This is a genomic window from Flavobacterium glaciei (genome assembly GCF_003350545.1).
Taxonomy (GTDB): Bacteria; Bacteroidota; Bacteroidia; order Flavobacteriales; family Flavobacteriaceae; genus Flavobacterium; species Flavobacterium glaciei.
The window spans coordinates 92,307-119,134 of sequence record NZ_QQBA01000001.1; the positions used below are offsets into that span (position 1 = coordinate 92,307).

At 31.8% G+C, this 26,828-nt stretch carries 25 protein-coding genes and 1 tRNA gene; 14 read left to right on the top strand and 12 right to left on the bottom strand.

Annotated elements, in window-relative coordinates; translation table 11 throughout:
- Positions 1-91 precede the first annotated feature (91 nt).
- The gene (locus DFR66_RS00470) at positions 92-793 is read left to right on the top strand and encodes a hypothetical protein (RefSeq protein WP_114752909.1); all 702 of its coding nucleotides are present in this window, start codon (positions 92-94) and stop codon (positions 791-793) included.
- Positions 794-803: 10 nt separating this feature from the next.
- Here DFR66_RS00470 and DFR66_RS00475 read toward each other — a convergent pair whose 3' ends face one another.
- The 3 genes from DFR66_RS00475 to DFR66_RS00485 form a co-directional block, all read right to left on the bottom strand.
- Positions 804-1,526, bottom strand: a complete 723-nt coding sequence (locus DFR66_RS00475; protein ID WP_114752910.1) for a hypothetical protein — start codon at positions 1,524-1,526, stop codon at positions 804-806.
- A gap of 106 nt (positions 1,527-1,632) precedes the next feature.
- Entirely contained in the window at positions 1,633-4,044 is a 2,412-nt protein-coding gene (locus DFR66_RS00480) for a TonB-dependent receptor (protein ID WP_242008616.1), read from the bottom strand.
- A gap of 72 nt (positions 4,045-4,116) precedes the next feature.
- Positions 4,117-5,814 (bottom strand): M23 family metallopeptidase, encoded by a 1,698-nt coding sequence (locus DFR66_RS00485; protein WP_114752912.1) that lies wholly within the window; start codon positions 5,812-5,814, stop codon positions 4,117-4,119.
- Positions 5,815-5,988: 174 nt separating this feature from the next.
- Here DFR66_RS00485 and DFR66_RS00490 point away from each other — a divergent pair, with 174 nt between their 5' ends.
- The 3 genes from DFR66_RS00490 (at position 5,989) to rny (ending at position 8,353) form a co-directional block, all read left to right on the top strand.
- Entirely contained in the window at positions 5,989-6,279 is a 291-nt protein-coding gene (locus DFR66_RS00490; protein WP_114752913.1) for a hypothetical protein, read from the top strand.
- Between the two features lie 8 nt (positions 6,280-6,287).
- Positions 6,288-6,581: a cell division protein ZapA gene (locus DFR66_RS00495; protein WP_114752914.1), complete on the top strand. Its 294-nt coding sequence runs from the start codon at positions 6,288-6,290 to the stop codon at positions 6,579-6,581.
- Positions 6,582-6,787: 206 nt separating this feature from the next.
- Entirely contained in the window at positions 6,788-8,353 is a 1,566-nt protein-coding gene (gene rny / locus DFR66_RS00505; RefSeq protein ID WP_114752915.1) for a ribonuclease Y, read from the top strand.
- 113 nt (positions 8,354-8,466) lie between these two features.
- On the opposite strand, the gene DFR66_RS00510 is transcribed toward rny, so the two are convergent.
- The 3 genes from DFR66_RS00510 to DFR66_RS00520 form a co-directional block, all read right to left on the bottom strand.
- Positions 8,467-9,993: a sensor histidine kinase gene (locus DFR66_RS00510; protein ID WP_114752916.1), complete on the bottom strand. Its 1,527-nt coding sequence runs from the start codon at positions 9,991-9,993 to the stop codon at positions 8,467-8,469.
- Positions 9,994-10,158: 165 nt separating this feature from the next.
- The gene (gene xerD / locus DFR66_RS00515; protein WP_114753168.1) at positions 10,159-11,055 is read right to left on the bottom strand and encodes a site-specific tyrosine recombinase XerD; all 897 of its coding nucleotides are present in this window, start codon (positions 11,053-11,055) and stop codon (positions 10,159-10,161) included.
- A gap of 76 nt (positions 11,056-11,131) precedes the next feature.
- Entirely contained in the window at positions 11,132-11,728 is a 597-nt protein-coding gene (locus tag DFR66_RS00520; RefSeq protein WP_114752917.1) for a porin family protein, read from the bottom strand.
- Between the two features lie 425 nt (positions 11,729-12,153).
- On the opposite strand from DFR66_RS00520, the gene DFR66_RS00525 reads away from it, so the two are divergent.
- The 3 genes from DFR66_RS00525 (at position 12,154) to DFR66_RS00535 (ending at position 15,896) form a co-directional block, all read left to right on the top strand.
- Positions 12,154-12,717 carry a porin family protein gene (locus tag DFR66_RS00525; protein WP_114752918.1) on the top strand — a complete coding sequence of 188 codons (564 nt, stop codon included), beginning with the start codon at positions 12,154-12,156 and terminating at the stop codon, positions 12,715-12,717.
- 184 nt (positions 12,718-12,901) lie between these two features.
- A complete protein-coding gene (gene aroQ, locus DFR66_RS00530) occupies positions 12,902-13,315 on the top strand; it encodes a type II 3-dehydroquinate dehydratase (RefSeq protein ID WP_114752919.1) in 414 nt (137 codons plus the stop codon).
- A 94-nt stretch (positions 13,316-13,409) separates the two neighbouring features.
- The gene (locus DFR66_RS00535; protein WP_114752920.1) at positions 13,410-15,896 is read left to right on the top strand and encodes a DUF5686 and carboxypeptidase regulatory-like domain-containing protein; all 2,487 of its coding nucleotides are present in this window, start codon (positions 13,410-13,412) and stop codon (positions 15,894-15,896) included.
- Positions 15,897-16,052: 156 nt separating this feature from the next.
- Here the strand turns inward: DFR66_RS00535 and DFR66_RS00540 are convergent, their stop codons facing one another.
- The 4 genes from DFR66_RS00540 to DFR66_RS00555 form a co-directional block, all read right to left on the bottom strand.
- Entirely contained in the window at positions 16,053-16,922 is an 870-nt protein-coding gene (locus DFR66_RS00540) for a cation diffusion facilitator family transporter (RefSeq protein ID WP_114752921.1), read from the bottom strand.
- A gap of 115 nt (positions 16,923-17,037) precedes the next feature.
- Entirely contained in the window at positions 17,038-18,348 is a 1,311-nt protein-coding gene (gene murA, locus DFR66_RS00545) for a UDP-N-acetylglucosamine 1-carboxyvinyltransferase (RefSeq protein ID WP_114752922.1), read from the bottom strand.
- 104 nt (positions 18,349-18,452) lie between these two features.
- On the bottom strand, positions 18,453-19,178 hold the full coding sequence (locus tag DFR66_RS00550) for a DUF4290 domain-containing protein (protein ID WP_114752923.1): 726 nt from the start codon (positions 19,176-19,178) through the stop codon (positions 18,453-18,455).
- A gap of 89 nt (positions 19,179-19,267) precedes the next feature.
- Positions 19,268-19,552, bottom strand: a complete 285-nt coding sequence (locus DFR66_RS00555) for a DUF493 family protein (RefSeq protein ID WP_114752924.1) — start codon at positions 19,550-19,552, stop codon at positions 19,268-19,270.
- Positions 19,553-19,698: 146 nt separating this feature from the next.
- Here DFR66_RS00555 and DFR66_RS00560 point away from each other — a divergent pair, with 146 nt between their 5' ends.
- The 5 genes from DFR66_RS00560 (at position 19,699) to DFR66_RS00580 (ending at position 24,271) form a co-directional block, all read left to right on the top strand.
- The gene (locus tag DFR66_RS00560; protein WP_114752925.1) at positions 19,699-20,238 is read left to right on the top strand and encodes an AAA family ATPase; all 540 of its coding nucleotides are present in this window, start codon (positions 19,699-19,701) and stop codon (positions 20,236-20,238) included.
- 59 nt (positions 20,239-20,297) lie between these two features.
- Positions 20,298-22,193 (top strand): RecQ family ATP-dependent DNA helicase, encoded by a 1,896-nt coding sequence (locus tag DFR66_RS00565; RefSeq protein WP_114752926.1) that lies wholly within the window; start codon positions 20,298-20,300, stop codon positions 22,191-22,193.
- The gene (gene fmt, locus DFR66_RS00570; RefSeq protein WP_114752927.1) at positions 22,193-23,140 is read left to right on the top strand and encodes a methionyl-tRNA formyltransferase; all 948 of its coding nucleotides are present in this window, start codon (positions 22,193-22,195) and stop codon (positions 23,138-23,140) included. Before DFR66_RS00565 ends, fmt begins: the two co-directional genes overlap by 1 nt.
- Positions 23,141-23,320: 180 nt before the next feature.
- Positions 23,321-23,593, top strand: a complete 273-nt coding sequence (locus DFR66_RS00575; protein WP_073017033.1) for an HU family DNA-binding protein — start codon at positions 23,321-23,323, stop codon at positions 23,591-23,593.
- Positions 23,594-23,710: 117 nt separating this feature from the next.
- Positions 23,711-24,271, top strand: a complete 561-nt coding sequence (locus DFR66_RS00580; protein WP_114753169.1) for a YqgE/AlgH family protein — start codon at positions 23,711-23,713, stop codon at positions 24,269-24,271.
- On the opposite strand, the gene DFR66_RS00585 is transcribed toward DFR66_RS00580, so the two are convergent.
- Entirely contained in the window at positions 24,268-25,107 is an 840-nt protein-coding gene (locus DFR66_RS00585) for an aminotransferase class IV (RefSeq protein WP_114752928.1), read from the bottom strand. The two genes, DFR66_RS00580 and DFR66_RS00585, sit on opposite strands and share 4 nt — an antisense overlap.
- Before the next feature lie 55 nt (positions 25,108-25,162).
- Positions 25,163-25,555, bottom strand: a complete 393-nt coding sequence (locus DFR66_RS00590; protein ID WP_099716121.1) for an START-like domain-containing protein — start codon at positions 25,553-25,555, stop codon at positions 25,163-25,165.
- 155 nt (positions 25,556-25,710) lie between these two features.
- On the opposite strand from DFR66_RS00590, the gene DFR66_RS00595 reads away from it, so the two are divergent.
- Together DFR66_RS00595 and DFR66_RS00600 are read left to right on the top strand one after the other, a co-directional pair.
- A tRNA-Met gene (locus DFR66_RS00595) sits at positions 25,711-25,787 on the top strand.
- A gap of 363 nt (positions 25,788-26,150) precedes the next feature.
- Complete coding sequence (locus DFR66_RS00600; protein WP_114752929.1) at positions 26,151-26,711, top strand: DUF6642 family protein; 561 nt, start codon at positions 26,151-26,153, stop codon at positions 26,709-26,711.
- Positions 26,712-26,828: the final 117 nt, after the last annotated feature.

The window sequence follows — 26,828 nt, forward strand, 5'->3', positions numbered from 1 at the left end:
TTTCAACACACTGAAGAAACATATTAATGAAGCATGAATACAGATTTTAACTAATTTTTAAATTTTTGAATCATTCAAACTTTTATTTAAAATGTACATTAACAATCCTAACATAAAACTTCCTAAAGACCCAAACACTGTTGTTTGGAAATATCTTGATTTATCTAAATTCTTAGATTTATTGATGTCCGAAAAATTATTTATGTCCCGATCTGATAAATTTGAAGACCAATATGAAGGCACTTTTAGCGAACCTACATTTGAGGAAATAAAAAAACTTTCTATTGACAATCCTAATTTTTTAAATTATTACAAAACACATCGGGAAAAAGTAGCCATTAGCAGCTGGCACATCAACGAATATGAATCGTTTGCCATGTGGCAAATTTTCACACAAAACAGTGAAGGTTTGGCAATTCAATCTACAATTGGGCGTTTGCAGGAATCACTTATTACTGAAACTAATTTCAAACAATATATAGGGGAAGTGAATTACATCGATTACAAAAAAGAACATATTCCGTTTGATGATATGTTTTTCCCTTTTTTATTCAAACGAAAAAGTTTTCAATATGAAGGTGAAGTTCGCATCATCACAGACATTGGCGAGAGCGAAATCAAAATTAATGAAGGATTGAAAATCAATGTAGACATAAATCAGTTAATCGAAAAAATATACATTCATCCTAAATCCGAAAACTGGTATAAGAATCTGGTCATTCAATTAGTAAAACAACTGGGATTTGATTTTACCATAGAGAAATCAGACTTAGAAAGTGATATTTTGATTTAATTACATTATTTTAAACTGGCTCGTAACTAATAATTTTCCATTCTTTTTTAGACAAATCAATATAGTAATAATTGACTACATCTTTCTTATCAAACTCGCCGTTTTTATTGGTATCCTCAACTGTTCTATAATACAAACGATTATTAGAACCAATCAATTTCCAGTCGATTAATTCCTGAAAATCTGAAGATATTTTAGTAAATCTCTCACCGCTTATCTCGCTTAAATACAAGGCTTTAATATCACTTATGTCTAATTTTCCGTCTTTATTTGTATCCATGTCGACCATAGTGTACACCATAATTTGGTTATTGGTTTTATCCGCAACCGACTTCAAATACGTAGCTGTTTGAATCAAAACTCTTTTGTCAGTCAATTTTCTGATGGAATCCGAATCAATTTTTTGAAATTTCAAATTCTGCAAAAAACCGGTTATTTCAAATTCACCATAATTGGATATCGTAAAACTCAAATCGTTAACACTAGAAGAACCATATCTCGCTTTTATTCCTTTTTCACGAATGCTTAAGTCTGCAACAGGATGAATCAAATAATCTGTTCCTTCCATTTGAAGTGGCAAATCGGCAATTTGTATTTGAGTAGAATCAGTTTTAACCAATTCTTTTGCTCTACTTGTTCCGTCGTAAGTAACTTTTGGTTTTTCAACCTCCTCTTTACAACTGGTCAAAAGTAAAATTGCGATTCCTAATATTGTGATATGTAGTTTTTTCATGTTTTTGCATTATTAAAATTCAAATGTAATCATTTTTAAAAATGGTAACGTCATTCGACACTCGATTTATTGAATTAAAACTGAGTTAACTTTACTACTTTGTCTGTTATAACTTCGCGGTCAATTTTATATTAAAAACTCTGGTCGTCATATAATTTGGAATGGCAAATTGATTTTTAGAATAAACATCCCGCACCCATGTATTAGTAATGGCATTTTGATTGTCAAAAAGATTAAAAATTTCCAATCCTATCGCCAACTCCTTAAAGTCTTTAAACCAACCTGTATTCTTTTTTATAGTAGTATTATCTATAAATACTTTAGAAAAACCCACATCCACACGACGGTAATCATTCAATCTGTTTTGGTACAAATAAGGATCAACATATGATGGAGAACCACCTGGCAATCCAGTGTTGTACACTAGATTCAAATATAATTTTATACTAGGAATATTAGGCATGTAATCTTGGAATAAAAGCCCAAATTTCAATCGTTGATCCGTAGGTCTGGCAATAAATCCTTTATCATTACTGTTTTCTTCTGTTTTCAAATAGCCAAAACTAAACCATGATTCGGTTCCAGGAACAAATTCACCGTTCAATCTCACATCTAATCCTTGCGCATACGCGGTAGCGTCATTGTTAGCTGCATATCGAATGCGAACGTTGTCTATTGTATACCTATTTACATCAGTCAGCGATTTGTAATACAACTCCGAAACCAATTTAAATGGACGATTCCACATTTTGAAACTATAATCGTTCCCAAAAACAAAATGTACTGATTGTTGCGCTTTAATATTGGGTTGTACCATTCCATCTGCATCTCTCAATTCCCTATAAAATGGTGGTTGATGGTACAATCCTCCTGAAAGCCTAAAAACCATGTCTTTTTCCCAATCTGGTTTTATGGCAAATTGTGCTCTAGGGCTGAAAGTAATTTGGGATTTCCCAGAAATAGTAGAACCTGTAACTTCCCAATTGTGAAAACGTATACCGGCATTATACCAAACTTGACTTGAACCAATATTTGATTTCAAACTCCATTGTCCATACCCCGAAAATCTATTGATGGAGTTAAAATTTGTCGCTCGGATATTTTGATACGGAACAAGTGGTCCTGTGTAAGGCGAATACGGCTGATTATTTTTTGGCAAATCAATAATGGGTGGATTCAATGAAAAACCAGCAGAATCAATTACCTCCCACTCTATTATTCTGTCTCGAATGGATTCTCGTGTATATTTTACTCCCCATTCAAATTGACTTTCTTTCCAATCGTGAAAACCCTTTATCTCTGTATTTACAATCAGGGCATCTAAATCGTTTCTGGCATGACTCAGCTGCGAACCAATTCCTCTTGTAAAAGCAACTTCTCCAAAAGTTTCAGAACCAATACTGGAATCCACTTCGCCCAATCGATATTGCGCAAAAATATCAAAATACTCTTGTTCCAGAGTATGAAAAATAGAACTGATAAATTTCAAAGTGAAGTTATCAGAAACGTTGAAAGTTGTTTTTAAAGCTCCAAAATAAGTATCGTACTTATCCTTTTCCTGACCTTCATAAAAAACGGTAAGAGCCATTGGACTATCTATCGTGCCAAAATTAGTCTGTCTCGTTAAGGGTTGATATTGGTATTTATTTTGGGAAATATTCCCCAGAAAACTCCATTGCCATTTGGGGGAAGACTGGTAATTTATATTAGTTTGAATATCCGCAAAGGATGGTGTAAAATTAGTCTGGGTTTCTTGACTTTTTACCAAAAGGCTGTTGTTTCGGTATCGAACTCCCGTTACTGCAGACCATTTTTTATTCTTGGAAACCGCATCAACTGAAAGGCTTCCACCAAGAAAACTCGCTTCCAGGCTTGCGCCAAATTTAACCGGCTTTCTATAAGTAATATCTAAAACAGAAGATAATTTATCACCAAACTTCGCTTGAAAACCTCCCGCCGAAAAATCAACATTTTGTACTAAATCAGTATTGGTAAAACTTAGCCCTTCTTGTTGTCCTGACCGAATCAAAAACGGACGATAGACTTCAATTTCATTTACATAAACTAAATTTTCATCGTAATTCCCTCCACGCACTGCGTATTGTGTACTCAATTCGTTATTAGAATTTACTCCTGGTAGCGTTTTTAAAATATTTTCGATACCTGCATTTGCTCCTGGAATTTTCCGAATCATTTCTGGCTCTATTGTAGCAACACCTTGTATCAATTTTCGATTGTTGGAAGTTACTATCACTTCGCCCATTTGTTCTTCCTTATCACTCATTACTGGATTAAACTCCTTTTGTTCATTAGAATCCAAAGAAAAAAATACAGTAATTTTTTTTAATGAGACATGCGTAAAAACAAGTGTTATTTTTTGATTCGCCGGAACCTTTATATCATAAAATCCATTTTGATTGGATTGCGTTCCTAAATTAGAATAAGAAACGTTTACATTATCTACAGGTTGATTGTTTTTGTCTAAAATAATTCCTCTAATCCTAGCCGTTTGAGCCAATAAAGGGAGGCCGGCAAAGAAGTACAAAAAGAAAACAAAAATTAATTTATTAGCGCTCAAATGGTTTGGTTTTTATTTTTTTTGACTTCTAAAAAAACGTGTTTCAAAGGTAGTTGAATTACCTACATTATCCGTAACTACAACTTTTAATTCATTGGCACCATCAGCAACAATTCCATCATTAAAATAATGAGTCAATTTTCTGGTTTTATTATCATATTCAAATAATACCCATTTGCCATTTAAGTATCCATTATATGTTTTTATACCTGACAATTCATCGTAAATAGAAAGCTGAATTGTTTTTTGATCGCTGATCCATTTGCCTTCTACGGGTACTACCATGCTTATTTTTGGGGCAACCGTATCAGAAACTAGGGCATACTTTCCTAAAACTTTAACCTTTGTAGTAAATACGCTGTCCTTTCTATAAGTTGAATTATAATTTACTTTCTTTCCTTCTATTCTCCCAATAAACATTTTTTCTCTTTGCGCTTCATTTGATTTTGTGTCTTCAATTGAAATCGTAAAATTAGTATGAGCAGGAACAGTATCGTCGTGTAAAAACAATATATCATTTTTTACATCAAAATTTAAATTAAAATCTTCGTAAAAAGTTCCAGCAGGAAAGAAAACAGACATATTCGCTAAAGTAAAATTACTGTCTTTATTCGCTTTTACAAAATAGTTTGATTGTACTGGCTCAGGACTTACAATTGTACTTAATAAATCATATTGAATAGGAATTGCTATTGTTTTTTTATTTCCAAAGAAATCAGAAACTTCTATACGATACAGTGAAGCTAAATTTGGGGTAACTTGCAAAGCACCTTTGTTTTCATCGGCTTGAATAAAGCTTAATTTATAAGGCGTTTTCATAAATAATTTCTGAACCCTTTGTTGCATTTTCTTATATCGCGAATAATCAATCAGCGCATTGATATAGCGCATATCATCAAAAGAATAAGTGTTGAATTCGTATCCGAAATTTGGTTTTCCATTATAAAATGATTGAACTTTGTAAACTCCATTGTTATTAAACGAAACATCATCAGTATCATAAGCCGAAATACCAAAACCTATGGAACCGTTTGCAGTGACTTTTTCAGATAAATAGGTTCCGTCTTTTTGTAATGAAACATTTAGTAATAAAGGTCGTTTAGAATGATTAACAGTAGTTTTTGAATCCAATGGATACACATAAACTCCAGAAACAATAGGTTTCTTAGTATCTTTTATAAACTTATTGAATCCAAAAAGCAACGGGTTGATTATGAACTCTGTTTTAGAATCACGAAATTCAAAATGCAAATGCGGCCCTTCTGAAGCGCCTGTATTTCCCGAGAAAGCAATAATTTCTCCTTTTTTTACCGCCATTTCATTCGGCTTAAAAAACATTTCTATTTCAAACGATTCTTCTTTGTAATGCGTTTTCTTAATGTAATTTTCTATTTCACCGTTGGCCTTTTTTAAATGACCATAAACCGACGTAAATCCATTGGGGTGATTGATGTAAATAGTTTTTCCGTTTCCAAAAGTAGAAATCTTTATTCTTGACACATAACCATCAGCAACAGCATATACATTTAAACCTTCTTTTTGCTGGGTCTTTAAGTCGAAACCAGCATGAAAATGATTGGGTCTTAACTCTCCAAAATTCCCAGACAATTGCATTGGAATATCTAATGGAGATCTAAAAAAATCTTTTGGATATTCAACTTGTGCAAAAACAGCAGTGCAAAAAAATAAAAAATATGTAGAAAATCTCATGGTTTACATTTTTGCTAAGATAAAAAAAGTATTCAAATCATCGCTAAAAAAAACAGTTCGTAACCATTTGTACAACTGACATTTAACTAATTTAATGTAAAAAAAATAATAAAATATTGCAAAATTAAAAAGGAATACTAACTTTGTATGATTATGTAATGAATAAGATATATAATGAGTGCAATTGCAGAAATTATTGATATTCTTGAAAGTAAGATTGAAAAACTTTTTATAAAAATGAAAAGTTTAGAGAAAAATAATCAAGATTTAAAAAACGAATTAATAAAAACTGCATCCATAATACAAAATCAATCACAAGAGATTGAAGCATTAAAAACGCAGTATGAAACACTCAAAGTAGCTAATACATTACTAGGCAGTGACGATAATAAAAGAGATACGAAGCTTAAAATAAATTCATTAATTCGCGAAATTGATTACTGTATAGCACAGCTATCAGATTAATAAAAGATATGGACGAAAAGCTTAAAATTAAAATATCAATCGCAGACAGAGTCTACCCGTTAACGGTTGATTTTGCTCAGGAAGAAGGCCTTAGAAGCGCTTCAAAAAAAATTGATACGATGATCAAGCAATTTGAAGAAAATTACGCAGTTCGTGACAAGCAAGATGTGTTAGCCATGTGTGCTTTACAATTTGCCTCACAAACGGAACAAAAACAAATTGATAATACATTAGATGGAGAAGCGACCATCGAACGAATTAAAAAAATCAATTCGATTTTAGATCAATATCTCGACAAATAAACGTTCTTTACAAAAACTAAGATACTGCCTACATTAGTTCATATTTGGTAAACTCAACACTAACAATTTAGAATGAGCAAATCATCGTTACTATAGCAAGCCAATTCAGTTTGGAAGCTTGAACAACGAGTTAGCTCAAAACTTGTCTTTTCGAGTTTATACAATCAATCTAATGTAGGCTTTTTTATATATAAACTTTAACAAACATGGACAACATATTAACGATTATTATTTCAGGAATTATAGGGATTGCGGGAGGATTTGGTATTGCCAAGCTTATAGAAAAAAGCAATATTTCAAACTTAATTAAAAACGCAAAAAAAGAAGCAGCATCAATATTAAAAGATGCTAATCTAGAAGCTGAAAACATAAAAAAAGATAAAATTCTTCAAGCAAAAGAGAAATTTATTGAATTAAAATCAGAACACGAACAAGTTATTTTATCCCGTGACAAAAAAGTTGCTGAAATAGAAAAAAGAGTTCGCGATAAAGAATCTCAAGTTTCTAATGAATTATCAAAAGCTAAAAAGGTAAATGATGATTTTGAATCTAAAACTTTAGAATACACTTCTAAAATTGAAAATCTTGATAAAAAGCAAGCTGAAGTTGACAAATTACATAAAAGTCAATTGCAACAACTGGAAGTTATCTCTGGTTTATCTGCTGAAGAAGCAAAAGAACAATTAGTAGAAGGGCTAAAAGCAGAAGCAAAAAGCAAAGCAATGTCTCATATTCAAGATACTATTGAAGAGGCAAAATTGACTGCACAACAAGAAGCTAAAAAAATCATCATCAATACCATTCAAAGAGTTGGTACAGAGGAAGCAGTAGAAAACTGTGTATCGGTATTTAATATTGAATCAGACGATGTAAAAGGAAGAATCATTGGACGTGAAGGAAGAAATATCCGTGCATTAGAAGCTGCTACTGGAGTAGAAATCATTGTAGATGATACGCCAGAAGCTATTATCCTTTCTTGTTTTGATCCTGTTCGTAGAGAAATTGCGCGTTTAGCATTACATAAACTAGTAACTGACGGAAGAATTCACCCAGCACGTATTGAAGAAGTAGTTGCTAAAACTGCAAAACAAATTGACGATGAAATTATAGAAGTTGGTAAACGTACCGTTATTGATTTAGGAATCCACGGACTACACCCAGAATTGATTAAAGTGGTAGGACGTATGAAATACCGTTCTTCTTACGGACAAAATTTATTACAACACTCCCGTGAAGTTTCTAAACTTTGTGGAATCATGGCAGCTGAATTAGGACTAAATGTAAAACTAGCTAAAAGAGCTGGTTTGTTACACGATATTGGTAAAGTTCCAGATGCCGAAAGTGATTTACCACACGCATTATTAGGAATGCAATGGGCTGAGAAATACGGCGAAAAAGAAGAGGTTTGTAATGCTATTGGAGCTCACCACGATGAGATTGAAATGAAATCATTATTATCTCCTATTATTCAAGTTTGTGATGCAATTTCAGGAGCAAGACCAGGAGCAAGACGACAAGTATTGGATTCTTATATTCAACGTCTGAAAGACCTTGAAGAAGTTGCTTACGGATTTAGTGGGGTAAAGAATGCTTATGCTATTCAAGCCGGTAGAGAACTTCGTGTAATTGTGGAAAGCGAAAAAGTTTCTGATGAAAATGCAGCGAACTTATCTTTTGATATTTCACAAAAAATCCAAACAGAAATGACGTATCCAGGGCAAGTTAAAGTTACTGTAATTCGTGAAACAAGAGCTGTGAATATTGCTAAATAATTCATTATATCTGACATATAAAAAAACTTCTCATCACTGAGAAGTTTTTTTTTTGGAATATTATAAACGAAGAATCTACTTAAAAAACTTTGCTTATTTACTAAATAACGTAATTAAGCATTCAGACTATCGTTAAAAACAATCTTAAAAGTTGTTCCTACTCCTACTTCACTTTCGACTGAAACAGTTCCTTTCATAGATTCTATTTGATTCTTAGTAATGTGCAATCCTAATCCTCTGGCTTCTTCATGCTTATGAAATGTTTTATACATCCCAAAAAGAGAATCTCCATATTTCTTTAAATCGATACCTAATCCATTATCAGAAATCGATAATGTTTTTTTACCATTTTCCAATGAGAAAGAATATTTTATCTCTACAGGCTTGTTAGGATTTGAATATTTTATGGCGTTTGTTGTAAAATTCAACAAAACGCTTTCTAAATATGCCGGATTATAATCTACATAAACATCATCTGGAATCTCATTAATAATCGTAATTTTATTTAGTTTTTGAAAATTATTTATCAATTCAAAAGTCTTAATTAAATATAAATTCAAGTTTAAAGACTTTATAGGAATATTCAAATTACTTTGTATGAGAACTAATTCGGTCAAATTAGATATTGTTTCATTTAAATCATTAGACACAGTTCGTAAATGAGATAACATTTCTTTGCTATTTTCTATATCCTGATCGTAATCTATTATATCTAAAATTGATTTAATATTACCGGCTTGAGTATTTAGATTATGGGATACAATATGTGAAAAATTTAAAAGTCTACTATTTTGTTGAATATACAACTCCATAGTCCTTACCAATTCTAACTCTTTTTCTTTTTGCAAAGAAATATCTGTATGAGTACCAATAACTCGCAAAGGTTTACCATCGTAATCACGCAAAATGACTTTCCCTCTATCTAAAATCCATTTGTAATTTCCACTTGAAGTTAAAACACGATGGTAATTTTCATAAAAAGTTGTTTTGTTTTCAAAATGATTTTGAATTTCAGAATAATAATTTTCTAAATCGTCAGGATGCACTATACCATCCCAAAACTCCGGATTATCAAAGATATCCATAGATTCCTGCTCGAGGATTTTCATCGATTGCGAGGAATAAAAAACTTTATTAGTCGTTAAATCCCAGTCCCACACTCCTGCAGTAGAGGCTTCAAGAGCAAATTTAAAACGCTCTTCAGAAATTTTTAGTTTTATTTCTTGATCTTTTAAGTCAGTCACATCTGAGATTCTTCCATAAAAAGCAATATTCCCGTCAGGATATAATTCTGGTTTTGATGAAACTTTTAACCAACGTAATCCGTTTTTAGGTAATATAACACGAAACTCAAAATCCCATCTTGTAATATTTCTTTTTGCGTTGACCAATGACTGAAAAAACGTCAATCGGTCAGCTTCAAATATTCTTTCATAAACAAGAATTTTATCACTGTCTACAAAATGATTTGAAGTCAACTCAAAGAAATCAGTGACCGATTTGCTCACTAAAGGAAAAAAATAGGTGTTGTCAGGAGCAATTACAAATTCAAAAATTAAATCTGGAATTTCATTAAATAATTTAAAGTAAAAATTATTCAAATCTTGGTAATTTCCATTTTGAGGAAAATCATATTCCATATCAATTTTATCAGAATTTATTAAACCACAATATATACATTTTTTTTACTAACAATAAAAAAAAATATTAAAAGTCTTTAATTCATGATTTTAAAAAATTAATTTTGCATTATAATCAATAATTTATTTATTACTTAAAAAATACATGAGATAGATTATTAAATATTATTTACGAGGATGAAAAGTATTTAGAACTTGTGTCAAGAATTTTCTGTCTAAATGCACATATATTTCTGTTGTTGTAATCGATTCATGCCCGAGCATCAATTGAATAGAGCGCAAATCTGCTCCGTTTTCTAAAAGATGAGTTGCAAAAGAGTGTCTTAAAGTATGCGGACTTATTGTTTTTTTTAACTCTATTTTTTTTGCTAAATCTTTTATTATAGTAAAAATCATCGCTCTAGTTAATTGCCTCCCTCTTCTATTTAAAAAAAGCGTGTCTTCAAAACCTTTTTGAATCCTAATGTGTGTTCTTATGGTATTCCTATAAATTTGAATGTATTTTTGCGTCAAATCACTTATGGGCACAAAGCGTTGCTTATTTCCTTTACCTGTTATTTTGATAAAACCTTCTTCAAAAAACAAGTCAGATATTTTTAATGAAACTAATTCTGAAACTCGCAATCCACATCCATATAACGTTTCGAGCATAGCGCGATTGCGTTCGCCTTCATTAGTGGTTAAATCGATAGCAAGAATTAGATTATCAATCTCATCTACTGACAAAGTATCAGGAAGCTTCCTGCCCGTTTTAGGCGTTTCGATAAGTTCTAATGGATTATCAAACCGATAATCTTCAAATATTAAATAATTAAAAAAACTTTTAAGACCTGAAATGATTCTGGCTTGCGAACGTGGATTGACCTCATTTGCCAAACTATAAATAAATTGTTGTACTGGTTCTTCCCCAATTGTAACAGGCGATACTTCAATTTCATTTTTAGTCAGAAAAAGAAACAAACGTTCGATATCAAAAGAATAATTTTCGATTGTATTCTTTGATAAACCGCGCTCGATTTTTAAATACGACTGATAATTTTTTATATAACTGTCCCAATTCATGTCTACAAAGTAACTCTTTTTGAGCATAAAAAAACCATTCTGTAGAATGGTTTTTGCGTATAAAGACAGTAAATAATTATCTTCTCCATTTTCCTCCACCCACATAAAATCCTAAATGGATTCCTACGTATGAATTAGCTACACTTCCCTGATTATTGCCATTGGTATCTTGTAAAGTAGATTCTGGAACTAAATTATATTCTAGTCCCATTCTGAATTTACCCCACTCAAAACCACCTCTTAGCAATCCTCCAAATTTACCTGTTGCCTCAACATTTACATCATTATTATTAGAAGTACTTGAATCATTAAACTCTACATTTGCAATAGTGTAATATCCCGCTCCAGCACCTACATAAGGAACAAAAGACTTCCCCGATGCATTAAAATAATAATCATAAGTGGCAACGTATGAACCATTGGCAGCTACCTTTGCACTAGTATTAGCTCCTGAATCATTTATATCACGAACAATCGCAGCTACTCCTATTCGCAAACCAACATTCATATTATCTTTGATATTGTATTTTGGTTCCAAGGATAAAAGTACACCCCCACCGCTATTGGCAGGTACAATTCCTAGATCTAATCCAACTCTAAATCCACCTTCTTTTTGAGCATAACCACCTATACATGACAAAGTAATAAGTACTGACAAAATAATTTTTTTCATTTTTTTCTTGATTAATTAAATACAGCCATAAAATTATGATAATAATAAAGTAATACACTTTCTACCAACTCAAGTTATTAACATTGATATTAAAAATCTAAAATCTATTTTCTACTTTTTTAATTTTAGAAACCAAAAAACAACGTAAAAATATTTCTTAAAGTTACAAAAATTGATAATGTTACCAAAAAATAAATAAAAAAATAAAAAAATAAAATTATAACTAAATAACTAAAAATCATAAAATTACAACAATTAAATATGCTTTTTTAATTAAAATAAACTCAAAATAATAATTAATCAATATTTTTGGACTAATATTTGTATTGAGAACAAATGGGTAAATAAAACAATAAATATTCAACTATATAGTTTTAGTTAAAAGTCACTTATCAATAAATACTAATTAATATTTAAAAAAAATTATGAAAAAAATAATTCTTGTAGCAGTAGTGTTACTTGCAGCATCTGTTGATATGCAAGCACAGTTGGTTAAATTTGGTTTAAAAGGTGGTTTAAATTATGCCAATCAGTCAGGAAGTGGCATAACCCTTACCAATGATAATTATAATAATGAAGCCATTACGAGTTATCATGCAGGTTTAGTTGCTGAAATTAAAGTGACTGATGGTTTTTCCATTCAGCCCGAATTATTGTATTCCACACAAGGAGCAACATATAAAAATGCCGCAGAAGAATTCAAAAATGAATTGGGTTACCTTTCTATTCCCGTTCTAGCAAAATTTAATTTTAATAAAACGGTTAGTTTAGATTTTGGTCCCCAAGCCTCTTTTTTATTGAGCGAAAGAAAAAATGTGGATTTTAAAGAGTCAGAGACTTTTGAATTTGGAGTTGCCGGAGGTTTAACATTAAATGTTACGAAAAGCATTTTTCTACAAGGACGCTATGTACTAGGCTTGACTGAAGCGACTCAAGATGCAGAGGTTAAGAACTCAGTAGTCCAAATTTCTGCTGGATTTAAATTCTAAAAATAATAAAAATTAAATTTAGTTAAACCGTTCTATAAATTGGAACGGTTTTTTTATTTTTACCAAAATAGGAAATAAGAAATGAGCATCGGAATTGATATGCAGAAAAGCTATATGCAAACCGAGCTTTTTCTAATAAATGAAGTAATTCCATATTCAAATAGAAAACAAAAATTAAATACTTATGAAAATCAGTATCATCAACGGACCAAACCTAAATCTTCTTGGCAAACGCGAACCAGAAGTATATGGCAGCTTAACTTTTGAAGAGTATTTTACCACTTTACAAATAAAATTCCCTACTGTAGAATTCGTTTACTTTCAAAGTAATATTGAAGGCGAATTAATCGATAAAATTCAGGAATTTGGTTTTTCATTCGATGGCATAATATTAAATGCTGGAGCTTACACGCATACTTCAATAGGTATTGGCGACGCTGTCAAAGCAATTACCACTCCAGTTGTTGAAGTCCATATTTCTAATACATTTTCTCGTGAAAGCTTTAGACATCAATCCTATATTTCGGGAAATGCAAAAGGTGTTATTCTAGGTTTTGGTTTAAAGAGTTACGAGCTAGCAATACAGTCTCTTTTATAGGTTTAAAATATAATTCCCTCCCAAAGAAATCTTTAACAAATAATTAATACGCTCTTTTTAAACTTCTTCTATTTTTGTGAAAGAAAAAACTTTCATGAAAAATTACTACTTATTACTACTTTTCATGGTTTCATTTGTCAGTACTGCACAAATAAAAGGAACCGTTTCAGATGAAAAAGGGAATCCCCTGCCGTTTGTTACTATTTTTCAAGAAGGAACCTATAACGGGACAACCTCAAATGAATTAGGAAAATTTGAACTTAATTTAAAGAAATCTGAAAAACAAACTGTTGTATTTCAATTTTTAGGTTTTAAAACGCAAATAATAACCATTCAGACCGATAAGTTACCGTACTCATTTGATATTAAAATGATTGAAGAAAGTTATTCTTTAAATGAAGTTGTAATTAATACCAAAATCAATCCTGCACTTGCGATAATAAAAAATGCAATTGCTAATAAAAAAGAAAATACTGAAAAAACAGCCCGATTTAATGCTGATTTTTATTCCAGAGGAATTTTTAAACTAAAAAATGCACCTAAAAAAATATTAGGACAAAAAATTGGTGACCTGAATGGCTCTTTGGATTCAACAGGAACTGGGATTATTTCACTATCAGAAACATTCTCTAAAATTACTTTTGAAAAACCCAATAATTTAAAAGAAATCGTAACTGCATCAAAAGTAAGCGGTAGAGATAATGGATACAGCTACAATACAGCTAGATCTTCGTTTTATGATTTTTATGATAACACGATTAACTTTGGAGTCAACATGATTTCTCCTGTAGCAAATAATGCTTTCAATTATTACAAATACAAACTGGAAAGTACTTTTTATGATGCTAATAATCAAATGATCAATAAAATAAAAGTAATTGCAAAACGAGACAGCGAACCTGTTTTTGAAGGTTACATTTACATTGTTGAAGATTCGTGGGCAATTTATGCCGTTGACTTGGATATAAAAGGATACAGAATGAAAGAGGAATTTGTTGATGTCATGACCTTAAAACAAAATTTCAGCTACAACAAAAACAACAAAATTTGGGCAAAAAACACTCAAAGTCTTGATATAAAAGCTGGCGCTTTTGGAATAAAATTTACCGGAAAATATACTTATGTGTATAGCAATTACGAATTTGTAGATGCTTTTGCAAAAAAAACCTTTACCAATGAAATTACCAGCGTTGAAATCAATTCAAATAAAAAAGACAGTACTTTCTGGAATAGCAACAGACCGATTCCTTTAACGTTTGAAGAAAGTAGTGATTACATTCGAAAAGACAGTATTTACAAAGTTAGAAATTCTAAAAAATATTTGGACTCCATTGATGCAAAAGGAAATAAATTCAAAATCATAAAGTTACTAACAGGATACACTTACAAAAACAGTACAGAAAAAAATAGCTTCAGTTACGAGGGATTATTTAACCTTGGTTCACTAAGTTTTAATACCGTACAAGGTTATAACTTTGATTCAGGGTTTAAATACACCAACTGGAAAAATCAGGAGAGTAAAGGGATTTACACTTCTATAAGTACAAAACTCAATTACGGTTTTGCCGAAGATCGTCTGCGTGTAACCGGACAATTTATCCATAGATTCAACAATCAAAATTATGCCACTTTATACCTAACAGGAGGTAGTTCCGTAAAGCAATTTAATCCTAACGAACCAATAAGTAAAGTTATAAACACAATAAGTTCATTAGCTTTCAAGAACAATTTTATGAAGTTGTATAATTTGGAATCAGCGGCAATTGGCTTCAGTCAGGATATAGCAAATGGAGTTAACCTGGGAGGAAAAATCGAATACCAGCAACGTAAACCATTATTCAACAATACTGATTTCTCCTTGTTAAGCAAAGACGATTTATATACATCAAATAATCCGTTAGCACCCAATGATTTCAACTCAGCAGCTTTTGAAAAACACCATTTAACGAAAATTAATTTGCTGGCCAAAATCAATTTTGGAAATAAATACTCCTCCCGTCCCGATGGAAAATTTAACATTCGAAATGAAAAATATCCTACTCTTTATTTAGGTTATGATAAAACAATTGCGGCTAACGAAAAAAAGTATGAGTTTGACCATTTAAATACCCGATTAACGTATGATTTATCATTGGGAAATAAAGGAATTCTTGGTTTAAATCTAAAAGCGGGGAAGTTCTTGAATGCAGATAATATTGCTTTTATAGATTACAAACATTTTAATGGCAATCAAACCCACATTGGACAATCAGCGCGCTATTTGAATGTATTTAATCTATTGCCGTATTACTCTAACAGCACTAATGAAAGCTATTTTGAGGCCCATTCTGAATACAACGACAAAGGCTATATCATGAATAAAATACCGTTGTTGAGTAAACTCAAATCAACATTGATATTAGGTGCGCATGCATTGTCAACACCCAATAACAAACCCTATACTGAAGTCACGGTTGGTTTAGACAATTTAGGTTTTGGGAAATTTAAGATGCTTCGTGTGGATTACATCCGTTCGTACCAAAATGGATTTCAAGGAGACGGAGTTGTTTTTGGGCTAAAGTTTTTGAATATATTAGAGTAAAATAATAATTTTAAGATTTGACTACAAGTGTCAGTTCAAATTTATGATGGAAAATTATTTCATCTCGTCTGCTCTCGTTGTGACAAAAGTATAGCGAATTAAAAAAGGCACCGGTAAATAATCTCGGTGCCTTTATTAATTTTATTTGATAAAAATCTAATCATTTGGTTCTACATGAATTATCACATGTCCCAATTCAGGAATTTCTTCCCGCAAGGTATCTTTTAATTTATGAGCAAGATCATGTCCTTCTCTTACGGTAACACTTGAATCAACTGTAGCATGTAAATCCACGTGATATTGCATACCGGCTTTTCTAATGAAGCATTTTTCGGTATCAATAATTCCTTCCACCGTAAGGGAAACTATTCTAATTTGTTCTATCAAATCATCGTATAAATGCTCATCCATTATTTCACCCAATGCCGGCCTAAAAATAAGATAACTGTTATAAAGAATAAACCCAGAAGCAAATAGTGCTGCCCAATCATCTGCAGATTCGTAACCATTTCCTAATATCAAAGCAATTGAAATTCCAAGAAATGCTGCTACTGATGTTATTGCATCGCTTCGATGGTGCCAAGCATCTGCTCTAAGTGAGGAACTATTAGTTTCAATACTGCGTTTCATTACTATCCGAAAAGAATATTCTTTCCAAATAATGATTGCTCCCAGAACTAATAGTGTCCATGGTTTTGGTAAATCATGTGGCGTTCCAATATTGATGATACTTTCGTAAGCGATAATTGTTGCCGAAGTAATTAAAAAACCTACAACTAAAAAAGTGATTAATGGCTCTGCCCTTCCATGCCCGTAAGGATGATTTTTATCAGCGGGTTTATTAGAATATTTAATTCCAAATAAGACTAAAAATGAAGCAAAAATATCTGTTGTAGATTCAATTGCATCCGCTATTAAAGCATAAGAATTTCCAAAAAAACCTGCCAGACCTTTAATAATGGCCAAAGATGTATTTCCAATAATACTAAAATAAGTGGCCTTTATAGCAGTTTGTTCCGTTGACATGATCTTTTTTTATAAGATGAATTAAAACTAAAATCGTTTAAGTAAACCGTATTGAATGGTTAGATTCAAATCCTAATTGGTTTACTTAAACGATATTTTATAATTATTGATTGATTTATGCACGTACAATGTTAGCTCCAATGGCTCTCAATCGTTCGTCAATACGCTCATATCCTCTGTCAATTTGTTCAATATTCTGAATAGTACTGGTTCCTTTTGCTGAAAGCGCTGCAATCAATAAAGAGATTCCAGCACGAATATCTGGAGAAGACATTGTAGTAGCTTTCAATTGTGATTTAAAATCATGTCCCATAACAACAGCTCGATGTGGATCACACAACATAATCTTGGCTCCCATATCAATTAATTTATCGACAAAGAATAATCTGCTTTCAAACATTTTTTGGTGAATCAAAACATCGCCTTTTGCTTGAGTGGCAACTACTAAAACAATACTTAATAAATCCGGAGTAAATCCAGGCCAAGGTGCATCAGCAATTGTAAGAATAGAACCGTCAATATCTGTTTTTACTTCATAACCATCTACGTGAGCAGGAATATAAATATCATCGCCACGACGTTCTAGAGTAATTCCAAGTTTTCTAAAGGTATTCGGGATAACCCCAAGATTGTCCCAGCTAACATCTTTTATAGTAATCTCTGATTTTGTCATTGCAGCCAGACCAATCCAGCTACCTATTTCAATCATATCCGGAAGAATTCTATGCTCGCAACCACCTAAACTTTCAACTCCTTCAATAGTCAATAAGTTAGATCCAACTCCTGTTATTTTAGCTCCCATGGAGTTCAACATTTTACACAATTGTTGCAAGTAAGGTTCGCAAGCAGCGTTATAAACTGTTGTTTTTCCTTTTGCTAAAACTGCAGCCATAACTATGTTTGCAGTTCCGGTTACAGATGCTTCGTCAAGTAACATATCGGCACCTTTCAATCCTTTAGGTGCTTCTACTCCATAAAAATGATCTTCTCTATTGTAACGGAATTTTGCTCCAAGATTGATAAATCCTTCAAAATGCGTATCTAATCTTCTGCGACCTATTTTATCTCCGCCTGGTTTTGGAATATATCCTTTTCCAAATCGTGCCAAAAGTGGCCCAACAATCATAATAGAGCCACGAAGAGAACCACCCTCTTTCTTGAATGCTTCTGTTTCTAAATACTGAATATCAACTTCATCAGCTTGAAAAGTGTACGATCCGGGTCCTGTTTTTTGGATTTTAACACCTAAATTTCCTAAAAGTGTTATGAGTTTATTGATGTCAATAATATCAGGAATATTATTAATAATCACTTTTTCTGGAGTTAAAAGAACGGCGCATAAGATTTGTAATGCTTCATTTTTAGCTCCTTGTGGCGTGATTTCTCCCTTAAGACTGATACCGCCTTCTATTTTAAAAATTCCCATTTTTTTACAGTTATGAGTTATAAATTATTGATTGCGCGTTAGAAGAGATGAGTTAAAAGTTACATTGAAAATTCAAAACTTAAAACTCCTAATTCATAACTAACCTAAAGCGGTTTTCTATTTTGATTTTTGTGAATCGGATTTGGTTTTCCTGTCTTTGTGTTTTTATTACTTTGTATTTTTAACGGACCTACAGGAGAGATTTTATTGGAAACGCGTTTGTTAGTTCGCAATAAATCATTAGTATTAAGAAGTTCTTCGGTACTTTGAAGTAAATTCAATTTTCCTCCTGACAACTCATATAAATGTTCGAAAATAACATCATCTTTAACAGTGTCTTTGTTCCAACTCAGATAGGATTTCTTCATATGATTAGCAATCACTTTCACTAAAGCACTTTTCATTTCACCATCTTCCCATTTATTAGCTACATCAATCATATACTTTATGTTGTTGCCATAATACCTGTATTTTGGAAAATTCTGAGGATAACTTAACACGTCCGGTTTTAATTGCAATACCTCACGCGATGGAACTGGATAGGGTGAATCAGCCACTAATTTAAAATCAGACATAATAAAAATCTGGTCCCACAATTTGTGCTGAAAATCAGGAACATCACGCAAATGCGGATTCAAGTTCCCCATAACCTGAATGATGTACTTAGCCACTTTGTTGCGTTCTACATCATCCTCAATCTTAGTTGCTTGATCAATCAATTTCTGCAAATGACGGCCGTACTCCGGAATAATCAAATGAGATCTCTCTGCATTGTATTCCAAATGATGTACCACATCGTTCGAGTTTTCTTTAATATATTTTGAATTCATATCCGAATGTATATTTATTAATCTCACATGCTCTTTTTCGAAGATTAGTAATCATTCGATTGTAAATGCATCAAAATTTTGTTTTGTATCTAAAGAGATATAATTCCCTTAATAGTAGAAACTTCTAGGTATTTATCTACTATTTCTTGCGAATCTTTCATGGTTACGTCAATAGATATACTGGTAAACCTACCCGTCTTAGATTTTGTCGTTTTTATAATCGCTCCCATACAATCAAAAGCCAATTGAACACGTTCAATATTATCATCTTCTGTTGGCACAATAAACTTAAATAAGTATTCAGCTGGCCAAGTATTACTCAAATCCAACTCTACTTTTAATCTATCATAAAATTCTTGAGTGTTTTTATCCATTTCTTATTTAAAATAAAGGCAAATATACTGTTTCAAACGTAAATTATGAATTTTGGATTATGATTTTTTACCTAATCTTATTTTTCCCGCAATCATTTTTTTAAATCCCAATAAGTTTAAGTAAATTTGCCCCTTATTTTTTAAAGGTGCAGAAAGAAATCATAGTTATCATTGGCGGTCCAGGAACAGGTAAAACAACTATCATCGATGGATTGGTAGCCAAAGGACATTGTTGTTATCCCGAAATTTCACGGGAAGTAACTTTAGAAGCAAAAAAACAAGGAATTGAGCAGTTATTCCTCGAAAAACCACTCTTATTCAGCGAATTACTTCTAGAAGGAAGAAAAAAACAATTTCAAAATGCTTGCAAAGAGCCTCACGAAGTCGTTTTTATAGATCGCGGAATTCCGGATGTTTTAGCTTACATGCATTACATTGGCGATAGTTATCCGGCTTCTTTTGACATCGCTTGTCGCGAACATACCTACTCAAAAATCTTCATTCTTCCCCCGTGGGAAGAAATCTATGTAAGTGATCACGAGCGTTATGAAAATTTCGAACAAGCTAAACTAATCTATAATCATCTTACAGAAACATATAAAAGTTACGGCTACAGTCTTATAGAAGTACCTAAAGATACCTTAGATAACAGAATTCTTTTTATCTTAGATGAAATTTCTAAATAATTTTAAAGTTTAGAAGTTACAATTTGGGATTTTTTTCTACGAATTGAAATCTGTAATCTATGCAAGATGCGTTAGCCATTCTTCAAAAATATTGGAAACACGACAAATTTAGGTCACTACAAAAGGAAATTATTGATTCCGTTTTAAGTGGTCAAGATACTTTTGCATTGATGCCAACCGGTGGAGGAAAATCAATATGTTTCCAGATTCCGGCGATTATGAACGACGGTATTTGTTTAGTGATTTCGCCATTAGTAGCGCTAATGAAAGATCAAGTTGCAAATTTGCAAAAGCGAAATATCAAAGCGATAGCATTAACAGGTGGCATCAGATCCGAAGAAATGATAGATTTACTGGACAATTGCCAGTTCGGAAATTATAAATTTCTTTATTTATCGCCAGAGCGCTTACAATCTGACTGGATACTGGAACGAATAAAAAGCCTTCCCATAAACTTGATTACTATTGATGAAGCACATTGCGTTTCACAATGGGGACATGATTTCCGTCCTGCTTATTTGAAGATTTCTACATTAAAAAAACATTTTCCAAAGGTACCTTTTTTAGCCTTGACAGCCACTGCAACACCAAGGGTCAAAGAAGATATCATCACTGAGCTGGAATTGCATAATGCGCAAGTTTTTGAGAAATCATTTACTAGAGAAAATATTGCGTATATGGTTTTTGAAGTGGAAGATAAATTTTTTAGAATAGAACAAATTCTGAAAAAAAACCCAGAACCCTCCATCATTTATGTAAGAAACAGAAAGTCCTGTTTAGAAATTTCCTCACAATTAAATGCATTAGGATTTAAAGCAACGTACTATCACGGTGGACTTTCGTCCAAAGAAAAAGATAAAAACATGCAGATGTGGATGAATGAAGATATACAAGTTATTGTTGCCACAAATGCCTTTGGGATGGGAATTGATAAAGCCAATGTAAAAACCGTAATACACATTCAACTACCTGAAAATTTAGAAAATTATTACCAAGAAGCAGGTCGTGCTGGAAGAAATGGAGAAAAAGCTTATGCCGTTTTACTAACAAGCCCTTCAGATATTATTCAGGCTGAAAGTCAATTTATAAATATTCTTCCTGATAAAAAGTTTTTGAATCTCATGTATGTAAAACTCTGTAATTATTTCCAGATTGCTTACGGAGAAGGAATCAACGAACAGTATACCTTTAATTTACATCATTTTTGTTTGAAATATGAATTCCCCACATTGAAAACATATAATGCCATGCAATTCCTAGACCGACAAGGAATCATTAGTCTGTCCCAAGAATTTTCAGAAAAAATCACACTACAATTTCTAATTCCTTCCAAAGAAGTGATTCGGTATATGAGTTTAAATCCAAATGATGAAGAAATTATTTTGGCAATATTGCGAACATATCCCGGAATTTATGAAATGCAAACTGCTTTCAACTTACAATTGATTGCAAAGAAATCAAATCATAAAGAATCCGAAATACAAGCAGTTTTACATAAATTAAAAGGAAAAGAAATAATAGAATATCATTCGAAAAACAATGATTCTACATTAATTTTTAATGAAGTTCGGGAAGATGAGAGAACCATCAGTCGGGTTTCAAAATATTTAGAAAATCAAAATCAATTAAAAAAAGAACAACTTCAATCCGTTCTGAATTACATAAGCGAAAAAAAAGTTTGCAAGAACAAACTTATCTTGCGTTATTTTGGAGAAAAAACGGAGGTCGATTGTGGAATTTGTTCCTTTTGCATAACAAAGAAAAATAAGAAAAAAAATAGTACGTCACTTTCTAATGAAATAATTAATCTACTACAATCCGAAGATTTGAATTCAAGAGATATACAAAACAGAACTAAAAATAATCCGGAAGAAGTTCTCTTTATACTTAAGGAGTTATTAGAAAATAACACTATTTTGGTTAAATCAAACAATAAATATACTTTAAAATCATAATGGAAAAATTACGAATTGTTTTTATGGGAACTCCCGAATTTGCTGTGGGAATATTAGATACAATATTAAAAAACGACTACGAAATAGTAGGTGTTATTACAGCCGCAGACAAACCAGCAGGTCGTGGACAAAAAATAAAATATTCAGCAGTAAAGGAATATGCGCTATCTAATAACCTACCTTTATTACAGCCCGTAAATCTTAAAGACGAAACTTTTTTATCGGAATTGAAATCACTAAATGCCAATTTACAAATCGTGGTAGCCTTTAGAATGTTACCAAAAGTCGTTTGGGAGATGCCCGCTTTAGGAACTTTCAATCTTCACGCTTCCCTCCTGCCCAATTATCGCGGAGCAGCGCCTATTAATTGGGCAATAATAAATGGAGAAACCAAGACAGGTGTAACTACTTTCTTCATTGATGATAAAATTGATACTGGTGCAATGATTTTAAGCTCGGACATTTCAATTGATGAAACCGAAAATGCAGGACAACTACATGACCGATTAATGGATTTAGGGAGCAAAACAGTAATTGACACTTTGCAAATGATTGAAAAAGGAAAAGTATCAACAATTATTCAAAAAGACACTTCTGACATTAAAACAGCATACAAACTTAATAAGGAAAACTGCAAAATCGATTGGTCAAAATCAGCTGTAGAAATCAATAATCAAATTCGAGGTTTAAGCCCTTATCCTTCAGCTTGGTGCTTTATTCAGGACAAAAATGACGAATGGAATGTAAAAATATATGAAACTAAAATTGTTAATGAGGATCATAATTATAGTTTAGGAAGTTTGATTTGTACCAAAAAAGAAATGAAGATTGCAGTAAAAAATGGATTTATTGAAGTATTAAATTTGCAGTTTCCGGGTAAAAAGAAGATGAATACACAAGAATTACTTAATGGTATTACATTTTCTGACGAAGCAAAAGCTCATTAACATCAATAAAAACGGGCATTATATTTGTTTTAGTAAGAAATGACTTTAGCATTATTAACAAAAAAAATAAGTTATTAACAAAACAACCTAAAATCATACAAAACACTTGCAAGGAACGTATTTCCTACTAAATTTGTATATTAACAATTTTTTTTTAACCAACAATTAATAACTATTATTATGAACAAATCAGAATTAATCGATGCTATCGCTGCTGATGCAGGAATCACAAAAGCTGCTGCAAAATTAGCTTTAGAGTCATTTTTAGGAAACGTAGGAGGTACTTTGAAAAAAGGTGGAAGAGTATCTTTAGTAGGTTTCGGATCATGGTCTGTTTCTGCTAGAGCTGCTAGAGATGGTAGAAATCCTCAAACAGGAAAAACTATCCAAATCGCTGCTAAAAATGTAGTGAAATTTAAGGCAGGTGCAGAATTAGAAGGTGCTGTAAACTAATTTAGTCCCCCTTATATAGTCAAAACCTTCCACATGGAAGGTTTTTTTATGCTTTTCAACGATTTTATTTTGCAATATTATAATAAAAAACTTAATTTTATTAAAAAAAATATTCCGATGAATACAGATAAATTAAAGAAAGGATATTTGCTTATAGCAGAACCTACTATAATTGGGGATCTATCATTCAACAGATCGGTAATTTTATTAGCTGATTATAACCAAGAAGGATCAATTGGTTTTATAATTAACAAACCCCTGAAATACACTATACATGATCTAATCCCGGATATAGACGCGCGATTTAAGATTTATAATGGCGGCCCAGTAGAACAAGACAACCTCTATTTTATTCATAACATCCCAGATTTGATTCCTAACAGCATCGAAATCTCTAATGGCATTTACTGGGGTGGTGATTTTGAGTCTACAAAAGAACTAATCAATAAAGGCGCAATTAATAACGATAACATCCGATTCTTTCTAGGTTACACAGGTTGGGATGAAAACCAATTAGAAAATGAAATGGAAAGCCACTCTTGGATAATTACTGCAAACAGCTACGAAAATAAAATAATTGGAAAATCTGCCACACATTTCTGGAAAGAGCAAATCATGGAATTGGGTGGAGAATATCTCATCTGGTCCAATGCTCCAGAAAATCCATACTTAAATTAGATAGTATTTATCATTTCATTAAGCTTTTCTATCAACTGTACTGACAATAAGTTTGTGAATATTTTTTTTCGGTATTGCGTTATCGGTTGAACTCCTTTAATTACGTTAGTAATAAATAACTCATCTGCTTTTTGAAGGTCAAACGGTGAGATTATTTCCTCCACGACCTCTAAATTTTCTATTTTTTTAGCTAAACTTAGAATTTGTTTTCTCATTATACCATTCAAACAACCTTCAGAAACTGGTGGTGTAATTAACTTATTCCCTAGTAACATAAAAATATTCCCTTGCAGAACCTCAACAACATTTTTGCTATCATTCAATAACAAACAATTATCCAGACCGTTTTCATTAGCAAAAATGCTTCCTGTTATATTAATGATTTTATTGGTCGTTTTAATGGATGATAACAATTGTTTTGTAATATAAAAGTCTTTATATAAATCAACTTCGTAATTTGTTTTTTCAATTGAATACAGCTTGTTTTCAAGCGCTATTGAATGAATAAGAAAAGATACCGTATTATTTTGTGGCAAATAATACCCGCCGTCATTCCTATAAACGGTAATTCGAGCACGAGAAGAATCTAACTCTTTATTTTTTGTAACTAATGATAGTATTTGTTCTTCAAGATATTCCATAGTAAAATTCATTGGAATTTCCATTCGAAGAACACGCATTGAAGACATTAACCTAAAATAATGATCCTCGAGAAAAAGTATTTTTCTGTTTATTACTTTAACCGTTTCAAAGACGGCATCACCAAATAAAAAAGCGCGGTTTTGTGCCAATATATTAGCATCCTCAGATACTATAGTCCCATTCCAATTAATCATAAAAAAAGCCCTAAATTTTGTTCAGGGCAAAGATAAGTTATAATATACTATTTTACTATACAGAACCAATTAGATGTTTAAGGTCTGAAATTTGATTTTCCCATAACAATGTCGCTTCATCAACCTCATCTTTCTCAGCAAAATCAACTACCATTAGAGATACATCTTTCGTAAGTTCATCCACTAAAATATGCAACTCAAAAAAGTATTCCGTGTCTTTACTGTTTTCATCAACCCATTTAAACTTTACTTTTTCACCAGTTTTCTTAGAAGCAAGTCTAGCTTTTTCTTGGGAATCATTCCAAATGAAAGTAAAAAACTCACCACGAGAATTCACATTATCAGCAAACCATTCAGATAAACCCGAGGGAGTTGATATATATTGATACAATAATTGAGGCGAAGAATTTATGGGAAACTCTATTTCGTAACGTACTTTTTGATCCATGAGCTACATTTATTTTTTTCGAAATATATAGAATATAACTCCGAAAAAAAAGCGTTTTCAAAAATATTTTTTTTTATTAAAAATATACTTGCAAGCTCTAATATTATTTTTATATTTGCACCCGCATTCAAGGACAGAATAACAAGTCCAATCATGGCGAGATAGCTCAGTTGGTTAGAGCGCAGGATTCATAACCCTGAGGTCCCGAGTTCAAATCTCGGTCTCGCTACCAAAGCAAAACCCTAACATCAATATGTTAGGGTTTTTTCTTGATTAAATTTGAAATATTTTCCAGACCTCACTTTAGGAGTGACGAAAAGGAGTTAGGGATTTATTTCAAATACATTTATTCTGCTCCAAATTCTTCAAAAAAAGGTTAATAACTATTTATGGTAAAATAATAACAACAGATTTCTTTCTGAAGTAATTTTACAAAACGAAATTACAAACCTCTATCTGGAAAGATTACTAGCCATAGAAGCTAATGCTAAAAAACTTTCTCTTGTATTTCTATTCCTAAAGAGTGCTTCTCGTTGTGATTTATATCTCAATAAAATATTTGTTTGCATTATGACATCTAAAAAAAACTAATTTCATGGATTCTGACTCCTTTATTTTCTGCCTCGAAGCCGTTTCTGATATAGAAACTGTTACCATAACCGAAGTTGTAAAAAACTTAGAGCAATTAGCCTCGGAACAAGGCATTACTAGTATTCATAAAACATGTGATACTATTGAAGGTTTAGAAGAAAGTTTAAACACATTACTTTATGAAGACCATAATTTTACAAATTATGAAATAATCTATCTAGTAATGCAGGGTCAAGGAAATAACATTTGCCTCAATGACTTTTATTATAGTTTAGAGGAAATAGCAGAGCTTTTTGAAGGAAAAATGAATGGAAAAATTTTACATTTTGCAAATTCAAAAATATTAGACTTAAGCGAGGAGGAAGCTCAATACTTTTTAGACATTACAGGAGCACGAGCAATTTCTGGTTATGGTGCAATATATAATACATTATCCAGCAGCAATCTAGACAAAGCGTTCTTTAGTTTATTTGAAGAACTGGATGATGTTATTGAAATTGTGGAAGAATTACACAAAAAACATTACGCACTTTGCAACCTGCTCAATTTTAGATTGTATTATTAAAATCTATTTGAGATCGTTCTAAATTTAGAAATTCCGAACTTAAATAAATCGTTGGTTAATTATCTGAATTTAGGTGCATTTGTTTTATGTGAACAAATTCAATACAATAGCTTATAT